A 17731-nucleotide genomic window follows, 5' to 3' on the forward strand; every position below is an offset into this window, starting at 1 on the left:
AAGGAGCACCCGATCCCCATGATTCACAACGACACGGTCGCCGACGCTAAGGCCAACCCGGACCTGGAGCAGCCGTATCACGAGCTGGGCCTGAAGGACGACGAGTACGCACGCATCAAGGAAATCCTGGGCCGCCGCCCGACCGATGCGGAGCTAGCCATGTACTCCGTAATGTGGTCCGAGCACTGCTCGTACAAGTCCTCCAAGACGCACCTGCGTTACTTCGGTGAGACTACGACAGACGAAATGAAGTCCAAGATGCTTGCCGGCATCGGTGAGAACGCCGGCGTGATCGACATCGGCGATGGCCATGCCGTCACCTTCAAGGTCGAGTCCCACAACCACCCCTCTTACGTGGAGCCCTACCAGGGTGCAGCCACGGGCGTAGGCGGTATTGTCCGCGACATCATGGCAATGGGCGCACGCCCAGTGGCCGTGATGGATCAGCTGCGCTTTGGCCCAGCCGACCTGCCAGATACCCAGCGCGTACTGCCTGGCGTAGTTGCGGGTGTGGGCGGTTATGGCAACTCTTTGGGGTTGCCGAACATTGGCGGTGAGACGGTTTTTGACGCCTCCTACGCGGGTAACCCCCTGGTCAATGCTTTGTGTGTGGGCACTTTGAAGACTGAGGATCTGAAGCTGGCCTTTGCCTCTGGCAAGGGTAACCGAGTGATCCTTTTCGGCTCTCGCACGGGCTTGGACGGAATCGGCGGCGTGTCCGTCCTGGCATCGGACACCTTTGAGGAAGGCGCAGAGCGCAAGCTGCCTGCCGTGCAGGTAGGCGACCCCTTCGCAGAGAAGGTACTGATCGAGTGCTGCCTGGATCTATACCGCGCCGGCGTGGTCGTCGGCATTCAAGACCTCGGTGGCGCTGGCCTTTCTTGTGCCACCTCTGAGCTCGCATCCGCAGGCGATGGCGGTATGCACATCAACCTGGACAACGTCCACCTGCGCGCCGAGGGAATGACGGCAGCGGAGATTCTGTCTTCCGAATCGCAGGAGCGCATGTGCGCCGTCGTGGCTCCGGAGCACGTCGACGCTTTCATGGAGATCTGCCGCAAGTGGGATGTCTTGGCATCCGATATCGGTTGCGTCACCGACGGCGAGAACCTTGTGATTGAGCACTGCGGCGAGATCGTGGTGGATGCCTCGGCACACACCATGGCCGAGGAAGGCCCGGTGTACGAGCGCCCCTACGAGCGCCCGGCTGAGCAGGATCAGCTGAACGAGGCCCGTGGCGTCGAACTGCCGGAGACCGCCCAGGAAGTCCGCGGCCAGATTCTCGACCTCGCGGCTTCCCCGGCGCTGTGCTCCCGCGAGTACATTACCGAGCAGTACGACCGCTACGTGCGAGGCAACACCGTTTCCGCCAAGGACGCCGACGCGGGCGTACTGCGTATCGACGAGGAGACCGGTCGTGGCATTGCGGTGTCTACTGACGCCTCTGGCCGTTACACCCGCCTGGATCCGCGAACTGGTGCCCAGTTGGCGCTGGCTGAGGCTTATCGCAATGTCTCGGTTACAGGTGCCACTCCGGTCGCTGTCTCCAACTGCCTGAACTTCGGCTCCCCGGAGGATCCTGCCGTCATGTGGCAGTTCCGCGAGGCCGTGCATGGCCTGGCCGATGGTTGTAAGGAAATGAGCATTCCGGTTACCGGTGGCAACGTTTCCTTCTACAACCAAACCGGCGATACCGCCATCCTGCCGACCCCGGTCATCGCTGTGCTGGGCACCATTGATGACTGCGCCCGCCGTATTCCGCAGCAGCTGCCTAAGCAGTCCGCTGACGAGAAGCAAGAACAGTACCACCTGGTGCTGGTTGGCGCGGAGACCCGGGAGGAACTCGGAGGCTCTATCTGGCAGCAAGTCGTCCACGATGAGCTGGCAGGCCTGCCTCCACAGGTTGACCTGTCCGTGGAACAGCGCCTGGGTGCATTCATCACCGACCAACGCGACAGGATCGTCACTGCCCATGACCTCTCTGAAGGCGGCCTATCCCAGGCCGTAGTTGAACTGGCAATCCAGTCTGGTCGGGGAGTGGCCGTGAACCCGCTGCTGAGCCAGCATGAGTCCGCTACTGCAGAAGGCCGCACGCTGGCACAGCAGGCTGCGGTGGGGCTGTTCTCTGAGACGGCCTCCCGCGTTTTGCTGGCAGTCCGCAGCGAGGACTACGGCGACCTGATGCGCGACCTGGCCGAGACCGGACTGACCGGCGGCTGGATTGGCCTGACTGGCGTAAGTGACGCTGCGGACCAGCCGATCATCCGCTTCGGATCTGGTATTTACCCGGCACTGCCGTTCGGCGGGGAGGTCGAGCTCGACCCGGCCAAGCAGCATGATGATGACTTCGACGTTGTGATCTCTCTTGACGAGGCGACCACGGCATGGAAGTCCACCCTGCCTGCACTGTTTAGCCACGCCGCTGGCAATAACTCGGTGATCTAAAAGGGTTTCCGTAAACCTCAAAGGGCGCGCGACCAATTGGTCGCGCGCCCTTCAGCTCTGTTGGGCTCCTAGGGGATAGTGCTACTCCACGAAGCGGAAGTCGCGGTCGCTGGGGCTCACCAGCGGACGCGGCAGGAAATCCTTGCGCAGATTACGCAGCGTAGCGGCGTGCTCTTCCAGGCGCTTGTCTTCGTTGGTCACTGGCGTGTACTGGCGTGCCTGCAGGGGGTTACCGTCCAGATCCACGGCAATGTAGGTCATCGACGCGTGGATGGCCACTGGCAGGTTTCCCTTGCCTTCACGCGGATCGCCGGCGCGCAGGTGCACCATCACCGTCATCGAACGTTCGTCGGTACGCACAAGGCGTGCGTCGACCTCCACCAGGTCGCCGATGTGTACCGGGCGGTAAAAACGAATTCCGCCGGCGTACACCGCCGTGGTGCGCTCGCCGGTCCACTGCATCGTGCAGGCCGTGGCGGCTTCATCGATCCATTCCATGGCCGTGCCACCGTGCACATTGCCACCCCAGTTAACGTCCGTCGGCTTGGCGAGGAAGCGGTTCACCATCTCCGGTGCGGTCGACTTGTCGGTGTAGGTCTGTCGCAGCATCTCTTCTTCGATTGCCTTGCGCAACTGGATGCGCGACAGTGCCGCCTCTTCCACACGCTTTTCCTCGTCGGTCGTCGGAACGTACGAGGGGATCTGCTTGGACTTTCCGTTTTCGTCCAAAGCCACGAAGATCACGAGGCAGTCGCAGGCGCGGGTGAATACGCCTTCGCGTGGGTCAGCAGACAGCACTTCGTTGACGATATGCATGGAGCTGCGACCGGTATATGCGATGCGACTGCGAACCTCCACCATGTGACCCGAAGGGATCGGACGGGTGAAGTGAATGTGGCCAACGTATGCGGTCACGCAATAAGACTGTGCCCAGCCGACCGCACAGGCATAGGCAGCCTTATCGATCCACTCCAATACGCGGCCGCCGTGCACGCCCATGGCGCCAGCCATCAGCACGTCTGTCGGGGCAGCTAGGAAGCGCAACGTGACCTTCGGGCTGCGCTCATGTGCAGACTCTTGTTGAGCCTTAGCCGCGGTGTCAGGTGCGTTCTGCTCGTTCTGAGTGGTGCTTTCGGTGGTTTCTGCCACGTGGCTGCCTTCCTCTTTTGGGCTTGCTTCAATTCTGTTATTTTTGCAGCTATTTTGCGATTCTTCTGCGCTTTCGCGTTCAACTTCCCAATACTATCGTGACGCACAACTCGGTGTTCTACCGAGCACTACAATTTCTTTGTATGAGGCATTTACACGGTCCGGAACTGTCCGCTGAGGCTCGTCGTGCCGTCGAAAAAGTGGCGGTGTGGGTTCGACAGCCAGAGGATCAGCCCCGTCCACCGCGTGCTGACGTTGCGGCGGCCGTTCGTCTCTCCCTGGCTGTACTCGAGGAGATCGCCCCCGGCCATTCCGTCGAAGTCCGGGTGCCGCCCTTCGCTGCCGTTCAATGCATCGCCGGGCTAGAGCATCGCCGCGGTACCCCGCCCAATGTTGTGCAGTGCTCGCCGTTAACGTGGTTGCGCCTGGTTGTGGGGCAGGAAGATCTTATTGGTTCTGACGCCGATACCTCCGGAACTCGCGCTTCCGCCATCGCGGAGCATCTTCCGCTGTTTCGATTTTGATGTGTGGCTGGGAGATCCTTCCCCATCCCTTTGGGTTAGCGCGAGTCGGCTAGTAAAGTCGGGATAGTGGCAAACATTGAAGGCCAAGTGAACCAAACAGAGGCAGAACAGTTGCTGAGCCCATTCGATGACCGAGGCGAAACCGAGCCCCGGGAAGAATGTGGCGTATTCGGTGTATGGGCGCCGGGGGAGGACGTCTCTAAGCTGACGTACTACGGCCTCTATGCGTTGCAGCACCGTGGTCAGGAAGCTGCCGGTATCGCCGTCGGCGATGGCGACCAAATTGTCGTATTTAAGGACCTGGGTCTGGTGAGCCAGGTCTTCGACGAGCAATCCCTGGAGGCCCTCAAGGGGCACATCGGTATGGGGCATAATCGCTATACCACCGCTGGTGGCAATAGCTGGGAGAATGCACAGCCGATGTTCCGCATGGCGCCTGACGGCACCGACGTGGCACTGGGACACAACGGCAACCTGGTGAATCACCGTGAGCTCACCCAGGAGGCAGCGCGCTTAGGGCTGGTGGATCCGAAGGAAAACCCTTCCGACTCCCTGGTGATGTGCGCGCTACTGGCCGCCGAGACGCGGGAGGGCCACGGTGTTGAAGAAGCTGCCATGGAGCTATTCCCCAGGGTCAAGGGGGCTTTCTGCGTGCTGTTCACCGACGGCGATGCACTATACGCAGTCCGCGATCCACAGGGTGTGCGTCCGCTTTCCCTCGGCCAGCTGGCGGGTGGCGGTTGGGTGGTCGCCTCCGAGACCGCAGCGTTGGACATTGTGGGCGCCCGCTTTATCCGCGATGTAGAGCCAGGGGAGCTGGTGATCATCGACGGTGATGGTGTACGTTCCCGTCGCTTCGCGGAGACCCAGCACAAGGGATGCGTGTTTGAGTACGTTTACTTGGCTCGCCCCGATTCGGTCATCCGCGGCCGTTCCGTCAACGGTACGCGCCTGGAAATCGGCCGGAAGCTCGCTGAGGAGGCGCCAGCAGACGGCGATTTGGTAATCCCCGTTCCCGAATCCGGTACTCCAGCGGCGGTTGGTTACGCCCAGGGTTCGCACATTCCATTCGGCCAAGGGCTGATGAAGAATGCTTATGTGGGGCGCACCTTCATCCAACCCTCACAGACAATTCGTCAGCTGGGCATTCGTCTTAAGCTCAATCCATTGCGCGAGGTTATTGAAGGCAAGCGCCTGGTAGTGGTGGATGACTCTATCGTTCGCGGCAACACTCAGCGCGCGCTGATCAAGATGTTGCGTGAAGCAGGAGCGAAGGAAGTTCACGTTCGCATTGCTTCGCCGCCGGTGAAGTGGCCGTGTTTCTATGGCATCGACTTTGCCTCGCCCACCGAGCTGATCGCGAATAACGTGAACCCCGAGGACCCAGTGGAAGGGATCCGTAAGGAAATCGATGCGGATTCCCTAGCATTCGTTTCGACCGAGGCGATGATCGAAGCGTCACGACAAAGTAGGGATGAGCTCTGCGCTGCGTGCTTTGACGGTGTGTTCCCGCTGGGAATGCCAAGTGATAACCCGAATACAGCACTGGTAGAGACAATGCAGAAGCAGCAAGCCCAGAAGCAGCAAGCCCAGTAGTAAAGAGCTAGAAAGCCAGAAAGCTAAGGACAAGCCATGAGTGAGCACCCTGAGAACACCCCGAAGCAGGCAGAGGGCGCATCGTACGCCGCTGCCGGTGTCGACATTGAAGCCGGCGATCGCGCGGTAGAGCTTTTCGCCCCGCTAGCTAAGAAGGCCACCCGTCCCGAGGTACGCGGTGGACTCGGCGGGTTCGCCGGTCTGTTTGCCTTGGGCAAGTACGAAAAGCCACTTCTAGCCGCCTCCTCTGATGGTGTGGGTACAAAGCTGGCAGTCGCGCAGGCGATGAACAAGCACGACACGATCGGTCGCGACCTGGTGGCAATGTGCGTGGATGACCTGGTTGTCTGTGGCGCCGAGCCGCTGTTCCTCCAGGATTACATCGCCATTGGCAAGGTAGTACCCGAGCACGTTGCCAGTATCGTAGCGGGCATTGTGGCAGGCTGTGAGGATGCAGGCTGTGCACTGTTGGGTGGCGAAACCGCTGAACATCCCGGCGTGATGGAGCCGGAGGAGTACGACGTTTCTGCCACTTCCGTCGGTGTGGTCGAAGAAGCGAATGTGCTGGGGCCGGATCGCGTGCGTCCGGGCGACGTGGTGATCGCCATGGCCTCCTCTGGACTGCACTCCAATGGCTACTCCCTGGCGCGCCACGTCCTGCTGGATACCAAGCGGCTGCCATTGGACGGACACATCGAATCCCTCGGTCGCACACTGGGAGAAGAACTGCTCGAGCCCACCCGCATCTACGCCCTCGACTGCCTGAAGCTGGCAAGCGAGTGCGATGTGCATACCTTCGCGCACATCACCGGTGGTGGTTTGGCAGCTAATCTAGCCCGCGTTATCCCGGATGGTTTGGTCGCCGCGCTGGAGCGCTCCTCTTGGACGCCTGGCCCAATCTTCCGTCTGATCCAGGAGGAAGGGCAGGTCTCCCAAGAAGAGATGGAGAAGACCTTCAACATGGGCGTGGGCATGGTTGCCGTCGTCGCCGAAGATGATGCCGAGCGTGCCATGGCTATGCTGACCGCCCGCCACATCGACGCCTGGCGCTTGGGCGAAGTACGCCCGGCACAGGATGGCCAATCCGGTGCGGTTCTGGATGGCGAGTACCGCAATCCGGTCAACGACTAAGACCGGCGGCTATCTAGTCGGGAATAGAAAACTCCCGCCCCTTGCGCTTTGAGGAGCGCTGTGGATAGGGGCGGGAGTTTTGCTGTGGAAGGTTAGCTATTTCCGGGAGTTGCCGGAGTAGTCGTCCTCATAATCGTCGCCGTAGTCGTCGTATTCCGCAGCGTACTCGCTGTAGTCATCTTCGTACTCGTCGTAGCTATCGTTGTGTCGGGAGCTGGAGCCCCGGTTTTGCGACTGCCCGGAGAGTTCCCTCTGCAGGCTCTCCAGATCCATTTCCGGAGCGTTGTACTTCAACTGACGAGCAACCTTGGCTTGCTTTGCCTTGGCACGGCCGCGACCCATGGCCTGACCCCCTTGCGGTGTCCTCGAGTGGCGCGGGAGTTCGGCCACCCTTTTCGTTTACATGTTTAGTTTCTTCCTGCCCTACACCATAGCGGTTAGCGATCATTTTTTCCCAAAAGCCCCTCCGCTTCGTTCGGTAAGCGCGGGGGATGCGCAACGAAATAAACCCCGCGACCTGCATGATCGTCGCGGAGTTAAGGGGGCAACGAAGTGTCAGGTTTTTCTAATTCTTCCCGCGCAGGCGGTTGATCGCCGCGCGCCCGGGTCGGATCGAGTTGTCGCCAGTTGCCTTCTCTAGGTCGGCTGAGTCGATCGCGGCATCGATCCCGTCCACCAGGATCGGTGGTACATCGCTGTTGTGTGACGCCACCTTCTCCACCACATTCCGCTTCATCAAAGCAAGGGCAACAGGTCCGTAATCACAGTCATGCACACTAGATCCCACTCGGCCGATCGCCCGTCCGCCAGCGGTGACATCGGCCCCCACTACCGGTAGTCGGTTGGCGGATCCGTCGAGCTGCAGCAGCACCAAGACTCGGGGTGATTTGCCCAGGTTATGAACGCGGGAAACTGTCTCCTGTCCCCGATAGCAGCCCTTGTTGAGGTGGACAGCGGATTCAGTGGGGCCGGCGGTTGCATTATCTAGTTGTGTTGCGCCGCTGATGCCTTTGCCGATGAAGGCGGGAATTTCATGGGGGATGGTGCGTTCGTCGGTATCTACGCCCAAGATCGGCAGGCGTGCCTGCATGCGGAACGCATCAAAAGCCATGCGTCCGGTGGGGTGGAATGCGCCAGCTGTGAGCTGATCCCATGTATCGACGAATTGCTCTCGGGAAACCCAGAGGTCCAAGGCCTGAATTTCACCGATAGTTTCGGTGCGCCACAGTTGTACCTTCATATCTTCTGGAATGTCGATGTTCAACTGAGTACGCAGGACAGCGGACGACGTGGCGTCGTGAGCAAAGAGCAAGGAATCAGCGGCTAGGTGCGTGCCAAGTACCGTGAGTCGTGCCCACGGAAGTCGCTCTACGGTGACCTGCGACCAAAAGACCATCTTGCGGAGGTAGTCCTCTAGGGCATCGGCGTGGGTGGCTGGGGTATCGAGGATCAGGGCATCGTCGGTGGCGAGGATGCCGAAAAAGTGCTCGACGTGTCCTTTGACATCGAGGATCAGGCCGAAGGTGGCTTGGCCTGGTTCGATGGCATTGACCTTCTGGGAGATTAGATTGTTCAGCCAATCGCGGCGCTCTGCTCCTGAGATGCGGATGGCCACTCGATCCCAGAAGTCCACGAGGCCAGGCTTTCCATTTCCGACCTGTGACTGCTCGGTCAGGGGATTGCCGTAGTGCCACGCAGTGGCGCCATCCGGGGCTGGAGCTTCGGCTCGAGCTTCCTGCGCCTCCGATCCGAGGGTGTCCTCCCTGCCTGATAATGCGCTGGCAGTGGGGACATGGTCGAGGATCGGGCTGTGAGTCAGATCAAACACGCCACCTATCGTAGGACGGGGTGGGGCGAGCTGGCCAGTAGCAGGTACTGCAAGGGCCGTTAAACAGCTGGGATTAGGATTAAAGACATGAGCAATCGGGAAGCAGAGTTCGTGGTCGTTGACGTTCTGGGAACCAATGGTGGCGTAGACACGGAGGCGGAAGCTGAAGCCGCAGATCCGCAGGTTCGAGACGTAACCGTGCCGATGATCTACGCCGACGATCTAGCAGCTGTGCGCGGAGACGGAGTGTTTGAGACCTTCATGCTTCGCGATAGCCACGTGCGCAACCGGGAGCGCCATGCTATTCGCTTCCAACACAGCGCAGCGATGCTCGATTTGCCCGAACCGGAACTCGATCGCTGGTTCCGCGCTACTGACTTAGCCGTGGCGAGCTTTGAAGAGAAAAACGGCCCCGGACAAGAGGCCGCGCTGCGCTGGGTTTATTCGCGGGGGCGGGAGTCCACGGGCCGACCGACCGGATGGGTAACCGTCGCGCCTGTCAGTGAACAGGTACTGCACGACCGGAAGCGTGGCGTGCGAGTAATGACCGCTGAGAGGGGCTTTAGAATCGATCTTTCCGAGCGTTCGCCGTGGGCGCTTATCGGCGCTAAGACGCTTTCCTATGCGGCGAACATGGCGGCATTGCGCAGTGCAAAGACCCGTGGAGTGGATGACGTAATTTTTCTCTCCGACGAAGGACTGGTGCTGGAGGGGCCAACGTCCACTGTCGTTGTCGCAGAAGTAGATTCGGCGACGGGGGAGAGGCGACTCGTCACTCCTCCGACCCATGTCGGAATTCTCAAAGGCACGTCGCAGGCCGCGCTGTTTAAGCTGGCCGAGCAGCGGGGATGGAAAACCGAGGAACGAGTCCTGCGGGTTGAGGATCTGCTGAATGCTGCCGGAGTGTGGCTTGTCTCTTCCGTGCGTGTCCAGGCCCGAGTAATCCAATTGGATGGGGTGAGCCTGCCACGGCCGGAAGTTGCCGATGAAGTAGAGGCGATGGCCTGGGAGGCTGTAACTAGCTAGTACCGGCTAGCCCACCACACGGGAAAGCTGAGCGGACTGCCAGGGAACCATCTCGCCGTCGATAAGGCGCTCGTCGACCCAGCCGAGATCGTTGTTCGGCATCAGACCATAAAGGCGCTTGCCGGGACCAAGATTGGTCGGGCCGGTCGCCGTCGCCATCGTCGACGCACTTTCCAGCTGCCAGGCGCGCTCATTCAGCGGACTGCCATAAAGGATCTCCACCATTCCGTCGGAGTGGGTGATGATCATCTCGATTTCATCATCATCGTTGATGCGCAGGAAGCCTGACTCGCGACGGCCCGGGGTCTCGGTCGGCTTTCCGTCGTCATCCATCCGCCAGGAACGGGAATCATAGCTGATGCGGTTTTCACCGTCGTGGGCGAAGACGACCTGCTGGCCGAAAGTGAATTCGTCCTCGCCGGGAGGTGCAGCCTGACCCTGACCACGCCACACACCGATAAGTGGCAGCAGTGCCAGTAGGCCGTCGTGTAGGTTTGGCCCCTTGCGCAGGTTGGCTGTGTCATCGGGGATGGGCAGATCGCCGAACTCCGGCAAGTTCTTGTCACTGGTGGACTTGGATTGTTCGGCGGCCAGGTTAACCGCGTCGTTCGCGTTGACCTTAAACTTCTTGTTTTCTTCTTCAGCCATACCTGTAAGCCTATAGGCTGGGACGCTCCTCTTCACTGAGGGGTCGGGATCGCGGAGCCAGATCGGAGAGGCTGATTTTCGTGTAGACCTTTGAGGTCTCTACAAACAGGGATCCGCCGGAGACATAAATACGTTCAGGGTCGCCCCGCATAGGGAGGTTTTTGCCGGGGATGCTCAGGCTAAAAGCGTTGTTGATTCGATCCGCAATGCTGTCATCGAGTTTGTCTTCGTCGTTGACGTCTTTGGCTTTGATATCGAGCCCGTCGGGTGCAGAGAGAATCCTGATAGGCGTGATTTTCATGGTGCCTGCGACGATGCGCAGTTTCACTTCCACCTTGGCGGGCTTGGCAAACCCTTTGGGCTTGCCCTCGAAAATGGCCTCGGTCTCCCAACCGCCGCGCGGTGAAATATCGTCCAGGTTCTGGATCTGCAGGGCATCAATATTCATGCGATTGCCCAGCAATACGCCGTCAAGTTGTAGTCGGGTAAGCACCTTGCGCGCTGGGGCGTTTTCAATCGTGCCGTTAAATACGTCTTCGGCGGAGACCGTGACGTATTGCGCCGAGGTATGCACGCTCATTAACCCGAATCCCGGCACGTCGACGTCATTGGCTGCTACCGTCACGGCCTGCAGTTCGTGGCTCAGTGCCGAGGCGGTATAGGGGAAGCCGGCTACCTGCACCTTTGGGGGATTTGCCAAATTGGAATCGGCGTAGAGTGCTTCGGAGATTTTGTGCTCCGCCCGGGCTGCGATCACGTTGTCTACGACTGCTGCCACTAAAAGCAGCAGTACGAGGGCGACTGCACCGCGGAATGCGATTTTCTTCACTTTGCCGGTCACCCCGTTCTGGGCTCCATCCAAATACTTATCTAATAGCGTGGCGATCAATTGCGCTTTTGGTTCTCTCCAAGGTTACAAGGTGCCCCGGTGGCTTTTTATTGACGCCACGCTTCAGCCATCTCAATCTCAACCTAGGTGTAAGAATGCTGTCAATCAGCCCCATACATGCCGAATTTGGGGGACAATTGGCCACATGGCTATTACCTACAACACATTTGAAGACCTGTGGGAGCACTCCGAGGTGCTGGAGGGGGTCCACGAGGTGTTGCGTGAAGTCGCTGAGGCTGATGGCGTCGCCGCGATCAGCGAGGCTTTCGTCCGCGGTATGAACGAGGATTTTGGCCACAAGCACGTCATCGCCGTGAGCGATGAGTACGGCGCAGAAGACGCTGCTAAGGAACGTGTGGTCGGCGTGCTGGCGATGGACCCGGATTTGGTGATTGAGCTGGCAGTTGCTCCAGAAGTGCGACATCGAGGGGTGGGTATCGCCTTGTTTGAAGCGCTGCGCGATCAGCTGGGAGTGAGCGGCGCGATCGATGTATGGGCGCATGGAGATTCCGCTGGTGCACAGCGTTTCGTTGAGTCGTTAAACGCCCGTCGTACTCGTGAACTACTGAAGATGTCTTTGGAATGCCTGCCGGCGACCAAGGCTGCCAAAACGCTTGAAGCTGAGAGCGCGAAGGCGGAGGAACTCTGTGAAGAACACGGCATTGAAGTGTTGTCCTACAACGAATCGGTTGCTCGGTTTGACGCAGACGCAGTGGATGCTGAGTGGGTTCGGGTAAATAATGAGGCGTTTGCATGGCATCCAGAGCAGGGCGGATGGGACGTCGAACGTCTGCGGGCTGCTCGCGACACTAACTGGTTCGATCCGGATGGCGTGATTTTGCTCTGGGTTCGGAATCAGAAGTCGGCTGTCGAACGAGTGGGAATTCCCTGTCCCGCAGAAAGCGCAGTGGAGGACGCTAATGTCTACCGGCTGGTGGGTTTCCATTGGACGAAGATCCCGATGGAGGAAAAGGAAAAAGAGTCCGGTCAACGAGTAGGCGAGGTTTATGTTGTATGTCTTGCGGATGATGCACGGGGTAAGGGGCTGGGACAAGCCGTTACCCTATTGGGAATGAAGCTGCTCGTGGAAAACGGTTGTGGCCACATCGAGTTGTACGTGGAAGGAGACAATGCTCCTGCTGTTTCCACCTACAAATGCCTCGGATTTGAGGTGGTACACACCGACGTAGTCTACCGCGGATGTTTGTAATAGCGACTAGATAATAGGTAAATAAAACCTTAACAAAACATATGGGTGGCGTAGTTTTGGCGTGGGCGGGGAGGCTTGCCTAGTCGTAAATTTGGTTAAATCTAAGTTAATTTGTGTCACTTTCTGTCACAAGGGGGTAGCTTTTAGGTGTGATTTCCAAGGGGTGCTGGCGCCAAAATGTCACCCAAGAACACGCGCTATCCTGCGCCGATAGTAGAGTTCACTGTTTGTTAACCTACAGCACTCTTTAATTCAATAAGCGCCGATTAGATTTTCTGGTGACGCATGAACGGCCTCTGCATCTGCGGGCTGTTCTTGTATGACACTTTCTCTAGTTCTGACATTTTCGGAGGAAAACCTCGTGAAGTTCACCATGAAGCGCACCAGCGCTGCAGCTGCAACCATTATTGCTGGCTCCCTGATCCTGACCGGCTGCTCCAACGCTGACAACAACGAAAAGAGCAAAAGCGAAAGCACCCGCGAGATGGAGGAGGCCTCCGGCGAACTTCGCGGTGAGGGCGCTTCTTCTCAGGACAACGCTGTCCAGAACATCTTCGGCCCGGCTTTCTCTGAGACCGGCGCTACCCTGGCTTACACCGCTTCCGGTTCCGGTGACGGTCAGAAGAAGTTCATCGCTGGCCAGGTCGACTTCGCTGGCTCCGACTCCGCTCTGAAGGACGACCAGATTGCAGACGCTAAGAAGCGCTGCAAGGGTAACGACGCTTGGCACCTGCCGATGGTTATCGGCCCGGTTGCCATCGCCTACCACCTGGAGGGCGTAGACACCCTGAACCTGTCCACCAAGACCATCGCCAAGATCTTCAAGGGCGAGATCAAGAAGTGGGACGACGAGGCCATCAAGGCTGAGAACGAGGGCGTTGAGCTGCCTTCCGATCCGATCCAGGTTGTTTACCGCTCCGACGAGTCCGGTACCTCTGACAACTTCCAGAAGTTCCTCTCCGCTTCCTCTGGCGAGTGGGATTCCGAGGGCAAGCAGTTCCCGACCAAGGTTGGTACCGGTGCTCCGAAGTCCAAGGGTGTCGCTGACCAGGTTGCTCAAACCAACGGTGCAATCACCTACGTTGAGGCAGGCTACGCTGAGGAGAACGACAAGATTGGCGTCGCCAACGTTGACTTCGGTGCTGGCCCGGTTGAGCTGAACAAGGAGAACGTCAACAAGGCGCTGTCCGAGGCTAAGTTCAAGGGCGAGGGCAACGACCTGGTTGTTGACTCCAAGGCTCTGTACTCCATGAAGAATGAGGGCGAGTACCCGCTGGTTCTGACCACCTACGAGATCGTCTGCTCCGCTGGCTACGACGAAAACACCGCCAAGCTGGTCAAGAACTTCATGTACACCATTCTGGACAACCAGAATGATGACCTGGCTGACCAGGGTTACATCCCGCTGGACGGCGAGTTCAAGTCCAAGCTGGAAAAGGCTGTTGAGGCTCTGAAGTAGTCGCTTGTTCCTCAGCTAGCTTTTCTTTGAAGAGCTATCGCTGCAAGCCACGTTGCACTGTAACCCCCGCTCGTTTTGCGACCGGGGGTTACGGTCTGAATGCGGTGGCTGTAGTGACGAGAAACACTTCTTGCATTCATTCTTGTTTTAAATAACGACCTTTAAGGATCCCTCATGGCAAACGCCAATAAGGTTGAGGTCGCCAAGTCCCCTGAGGCGAAGGGCGACACCGCTCAGCCGCAGAAAGACACCCAGCTGGTGGACAATAGTCAGCGCTCCGGCGGTGGCCACGTCAAGCGCCCTGGTGATGTCATCTTCGAAACTCTGGCAAAGACCTCTTCTATCCTGATCACCGTAATTATCGGACTGATCGGCCTGTTCCTGATCATGCAGGCAGTTCCCGCGTTGAATCGCTTGCGCGACGGTATCCTCAGCTTCTTTACCTACGGTGAACGTTGGAATACCGACTACGTCAACAACGACGGTGGCTGGATGCAGTTCGGTATTCCGAACCTGTTCTTCACCACGGTTCTAGTTTCCCTCGTCGCCCTGATCCTGGCTATGCCGGTTGCTCTGGGTATTGCTGTCTTCCTTTCCAACTACTGCCCGAAGAAGCTGGTCAAGCCCTTGGGCTTCATGATCGACTTGCTGGCCGCAGTGCCGTCCATCGTGTTCGGTATCTGGGGTGCCTACGTGCTCGGACCGGTGCTGGGCGACTTCTTCGAGTGGCTGTCCGGTTGGGCAGGCGGGTTCTTCCTCTTCAACTACCAGCAGGGAAGCTCCCCGCCATTCTCCACCTCCCGAAACATCTTCACTGGTGGCATCGTTCTGGCAATCATGATTCTGCCTGTGATCGCTGCTACTACCCGTGAGGTTTTCGTCCAGACCCCGAAGGGACAGATTGAGTCTGCCCTGGCTCTGGGTGCAACGCGGTGGGAAGTTGTTCGCATGACCGTGCTTCCCTTTGGTTTGTCCGGCTACATCTCCGGTGCAATGCTGGGTCTGGGTCGCGCGCTGGGTGAAACCATGGCGCTGTACATGGTTATCGCTAGTGCTCCGGACTTCCGCGGCTCGCTGATGGACGGTGGTACTACCTTTGCGACCGCCATCGCCGCTGCCGCACCGGAGTTCGACGACGAACTGAAGGCGGGCGCCTACATTTCTGCCGGCCTCGTGCTATTCCTGTTGACCTTCCTGGTTAACGCCGCCGCCCGCGCCGTTGTGGCGAAGAAGTAGGAGACGAGAACAATGACTGATGCAGTAGCTGTAGAAAAGAAGAAGTCCTCTTCGTCCTCCGACCTGTTCACTCAGATCTCTGGTAAGCGCAAGGCTGCCGACAAGGCCGCCACCATCATCATCTACTTTGCAATGGCCCTGGCCCTGCTGCCTCTGGTGTGGGTGCTGTTCAAGGTTGTCAGCGAAGGCCTGCCAGCAATTTTGAATCCTGACTGGTGGATGTACGACATGGTCGGCCAACCCCGTAACAAGGCCGGCGGCGGTGCTGTCCACGCAATCATCGGTACCCTGACCCAGGTTCTGGTTACTTCCGCATTGTCCATCCCGATCGGTGTGTTCACCGCCATCTACTTGGTGGAGTACTCCCGCGGTAATTTCCTCGGCAGGATCACAACCTTCATGGTCGACATCCTGACCGGTGTCCCGTCCATCGTTGCTGCCCTGTTCGTGTACGCAATGTGGATCACCATGTTTGGCTTCGAGCGCTCCGGTTTCGCCGTTTCCCTTGCTTTGGTGCTGTTGATGGTTCCGATCATCGTGCGCAACGCAGAAGAGATGCTGCGCGTTGTTCCAATGGACCTGCGTGAAGCCTCTTATGCACTGGGCGTGCCGAAGTGGAAGACCATCGTCAAAATCGTGCTCCCGACGGCTCTATCCGGCATTGTCACCGGCATCATGCTGGCTGTTGCCCGTGTGATGGGCGAGTCCGCACCGGTGCTGATCCTGGTTGGTTCCACCACCAAGATCAACTGGAACCCGTTCGAAGGTGGCCAGCAGTCCCTGCCGCTGTACATGGTTGACCTCTATGGCGCCGGAAGTAACGAGGTCGTGTTGGAGCGCCTGTGGGGCTGCGCACTGACCCTGGTACTCCTGGTCGCCGTTCTGATGATTGGCGCCCGTCTGATTTCGAAGCGCTACTCGGTCAAGGTCTAAGGCGACCAAGAGCCTTAGTCCTGCCGGGACTACAACAAAACAAAGCCTTTCCAATTGCACAAACCGACCACTCCATACATAGAGGGTGGCCAACCCTAGGACCCTAGGAGAACAACACAATGGCTAAGCGCCTAGACCTCAATGACGTCAACATTTACTACGGCGATTTCCACGCCGTTCAGAACGTCAACCTGCACATCCCGCCGAAGGCAGTTACCGCCTTCATCGGCCCGTCCGGCTGTGGCAAGTCCACAGTGCTGCGCACCCTGAACCGTATGCACGAGGTAATCCCCGGTGCTTATGTCAAGGGTGAGATCCTGCTCGACGGTGAGGACATCTACGGCTCCAAGATCGACCCAGTGGCCGTCCGCAACACCATCGGCATGGTTTTCCAGAAGGCTAACCCGTTCCCGACGATGTCCATCGAAGAGAATGTCGTTGCCGGTCTGAAGCTGTCTGGTGAGAAGAACAAGAAGAAGCTCCGCGAGGTTGCAGAGCGTGCGCTGCGTGGCTCCAACCTGTGGGACGAGGTTAAGGATCGTCTGGACAAGCCGGGCGGTGGCCTCTCGGGTGGTCAGCAGCAGCGTCTGTGCATCGCCCGCGCTATCGCTGTCGAGCCGGAAGTTCTGCTGATGGACGAGCCTTGCTCCGCACTTGACCCGATCTCCACCCTGGCAGTCGAGGATCTGATCCACGAGCTGAAGGAAGACTTCACCATTGTTATCGTGACGCACAACATGCAGCAGGCAGCCCGTGTGTCCGACCAGACCGCTTTCTACTCCTTGGAAGCTACCGGCAAGCCCGGCAAGCTGGTCGAGGTGGGCCCGACTAAGCAGATTTTCGAGAACCCGCAGCAGAAGGAGACCGAGGACTACATCTCCGGTCGCTTCGGATAAAACTCAATCTTCGCCTGGCCTACAGGTAGAAGAGGAAATAGAGAATCCACAAAGTGTCATATTGGCCGGTTCATGCTGAGCCTGCCACCCACTAGCGGGGTTCCGGGTACACCGGAACCCCGCTTTTGGCGTCAATAGCAAAAAGAAACGGCATACTGGAGGCAGTGAAGGCCCCGCAACCAGAAAGGAAGCACCATGTCTGGCACAGAGCCTAGCCCGAAGGCACCGGCAACCCTCCACATCGTAGTGATGGGAGTAAGCGGCAGCGGCAAGACAACGTTGGCACGCGCCATCGCCGAGAAGACCGGCTGGCAGCTCCAAGAAGCAGATGACCTGCACCCGGAGGGCGCATTGGAGATCCTGCAAGACGGCCGACTACCCGCTGAGCACCATCGCAAGAAGTGGTTGGGCACCGTGCGGGACTGGATCGCGGGAGAGGCCGCTAAAGGGAACAACACGGTGACAGCCTGCACCGCACTGCGCATTGACCACCGGGAGATCTTAAGCGACATCGGGGAGGGTGCGACGGTGTTCTACGTGCACCTATACGGCACCGAAGATGTACTTGCAGAGCGGATGGAAAATCGGGTTGGCGATGTTGACATGCCACGCGAACTATTGGTTGCGCAATTGGAGGATCTACAGCGCCTCACGCCAGGGGAGAAGGGTATACAGCTCGATGTACGCCGTACCCCGGAACAGTTGCTCGATGATTCCCTCAACGCTGCCATGTTTGCCCAAAAGGCCTACAGCAGCTAGCG

General features: G+C 58.7%; 16 protein-coding genes. 11 read left to right on the forward strand and 5 right to left on the reverse strand.

Features of this window, described 5'->3' with window-relative positions:
- The first annotated feature begins 18 nt into the window (after positions 1 to 18).
- Positions 19 to 2445: a phosphoribosylformylglycinamidine synthase subunit PurL gene (gene purL / locus ACUY2T_RS01320; protein WP_448307113.1), complete on the forward strand. Its 2427-nt coding sequence runs from the start codon at positions 19 to 21 to the stop codon at positions 2443 to 2445.
- An 81-nt stretch (positions 2446 to 2526) separates the two neighbouring features.
- Here purL and ACUY2T_RS01325 read toward each other — a convergent pair whose 3' ends face one another.
- Positions 2527 to 3594 carry an acyl-CoA thioesterase gene (locus ACUY2T_RS01325; protein WP_448307115.1) on the reverse strand — a complete coding sequence of 356 codons (1068 nt, stop codon included), beginning with the start codon at positions 3592 to 3594 and terminating at the stop codon, positions 2527 to 2529.
- Positions 3595 to 3737: 143 nt separating this feature from the next.
- On the opposite strand from ACUY2T_RS01325, the gene ACUY2T_RS01330 reads away from it, so the two are divergent.
- The 3 genes from ACUY2T_RS01330 (at position 3738) to purM (ending at position 6845) form a co-directional block, all read left to right on the forward strand.
- A complete protein-coding gene (locus tag ACUY2T_RS01330) occupies positions 3738 to 4118 on the forward strand; it encodes a sterol carrier family protein (RefSeq protein ID WP_448307117.1) in 381 nt (126 codons plus the stop codon).
- A 111-nt stretch (positions 4119 to 4229) separates the two neighbouring features.
- Positions 4230 to 5714: an amidophosphoribosyltransferase gene (gene purF / locus ACUY2T_RS01335; RefSeq protein WP_448307165.1), complete on the forward strand. Its 1485-nt coding sequence runs from the start codon at positions 4230 to 4232 to the stop codon at positions 5712 to 5714.
- A 36-nt stretch (positions 5715 to 5750) separates the two neighbouring features.
- On the forward strand, positions 5751 to 6845 hold the full coding sequence (gene purM / locus ACUY2T_RS01340; protein ID WP_448307119.1) for a phosphoribosylformylglycinamidine cyclo-ligase: 1095 nt from the start codon (positions 5751 to 5753) through the stop codon (positions 6843 to 6845).
- 96 nt (positions 6846 to 6941) lie between these two features.
- Here the strand turns inward: purM and ACUY2T_RS01345 are convergent, their stop codons facing one another.
- Both ACUY2T_RS01345 and ygfZ read right to left on the reverse strand, forming a co-directional pair.
- Positions 6942 to 7187 (reverse strand): DUF3073 domain-containing protein, encoded by a 246-nt coding sequence (locus tag ACUY2T_RS01345; RefSeq protein ID WP_293791124.1) that lies wholly within the window; start codon positions 7185 to 7187, stop codon positions 6942 to 6944.
- A 223-nt stretch (positions 7188 to 7410) separates the two neighbouring features.
- The gene (gene ygfZ, locus ACUY2T_RS01350) at positions 7411 to 8682 is read right to left on the reverse strand and encodes a CAF17-like 4Fe-4S cluster assembly/insertion protein YgfZ (protein WP_448307166.1); all 1272 of its coding nucleotides are present in this window, start codon (positions 8680 to 8682) and stop codon (positions 7411 to 7413) included.
- A 78-nt stretch (positions 8683 to 8760) separates the two neighbouring features.
- Here ygfZ and ACUY2T_RS01355 point away from each other — a divergent pair, with 78 nt between their 5' ends.
- Positions 8761 to 9699, forward strand: coding sequence for an aminodeoxychorismate lyase (locus ACUY2T_RS01355; RefSeq protein WP_448307121.1), 939 nt, complete (start codon positions 8761 to 8763; stop codon positions 9697 to 9699).
- A gap of 6 nt (positions 9700 to 9705) precedes the next feature.
- Here the strand turns inward: ACUY2T_RS01355 and ACUY2T_RS01360 are convergent, their stop codons facing one another.
- Together ACUY2T_RS01360 and ACUY2T_RS01365 are read right to left on the reverse strand one after the other, a co-directional pair.
- Positions 9706 to 10347, reverse strand: coding sequence for an FABP family protein (locus ACUY2T_RS01360; protein WP_293791127.1), 642 nt, complete (start codon positions 10345 to 10347; stop codon positions 9706 to 9708).
- A gap of 10 nt (positions 10348 to 10357) precedes the next feature.
- Entirely contained in the window at positions 10358 to 11176 is an 819-nt protein-coding gene (locus ACUY2T_RS01365; protein WP_448307123.1) for an LmeA family phospholipid-binding protein, read from the reverse strand.
- A gap of 205 nt (positions 11177 to 11381) precedes the next feature.
- Between ACUY2T_RS01365 and mshD the strand changes: the two genes are divergently transcribed.
- The 6 genes from mshD (at position 11382) to ACUY2T_RS01395 (ending at position 17729) form a co-directional block, all read left to right on the forward strand.
- Positions 11382 to 12446, forward strand: coding sequence for a mycothiol synthase (gene mshD, locus ACUY2T_RS01370; protein WP_293791129.1), 1065 nt, complete (start codon positions 11382 to 11384; stop codon positions 12444 to 12446).
- Between the two features lie 361 nt (positions 12447 to 12807).
- A complete protein-coding gene (gene pstS / locus ACUY2T_RS01375; protein ID WP_448307126.1) occupies positions 12808 to 13905 on the forward strand; it encodes a phosphate ABC transporter substrate-binding protein PstS in 1098 nt (365 codons plus the stop codon).
- 174 nt (positions 13906 to 14079) lie between these two features.
- Positions 14080 to 15141, forward strand: coding sequence for a phosphate ABC transporter permease subunit PstC (pstC, locus tag ACUY2T_RS01380; RefSeq protein ID WP_448307128.1), 1062 nt, complete (start codon positions 14080 to 14082; stop codon positions 15139 to 15141).
- A 12-nt stretch (positions 15142 to 15153) separates the two neighbouring features.
- A complete protein-coding gene (gene pstA, locus ACUY2T_RS01385) occupies positions 15154 to 16074 on the forward strand; it encodes a phosphate ABC transporter permease PstA (RefSeq protein ID WP_448307130.1) in 921 nt (306 codons plus the stop codon).
- 119 nt (positions 16075 to 16193) lie between these two features.
- Positions 16194 to 16970, forward strand: a complete 777-nt coding sequence (pstB, locus tag ACUY2T_RS01390) for a phosphate ABC transporter ATP-binding protein PstB (RefSeq protein WP_293791132.1) — start codon at positions 16194 to 16196, stop codon at positions 16968 to 16970.
- A 195-nt stretch (positions 16971 to 17165) separates the two neighbouring features.
- Positions 17166 to 17729: a gluconokinase gene (locus ACUY2T_RS01395; protein ID WP_293791133.1), complete on the forward strand. Its 564-nt coding sequence runs from the start codon at positions 17166 to 17168 to the stop codon at positions 17727 to 17729.
- Positions 17730 to 17731 lie beyond the last annotated feature (2 nt).

The organism is Corynebacterium sp. 22-2729 (genome assembly GCF_053479475.1).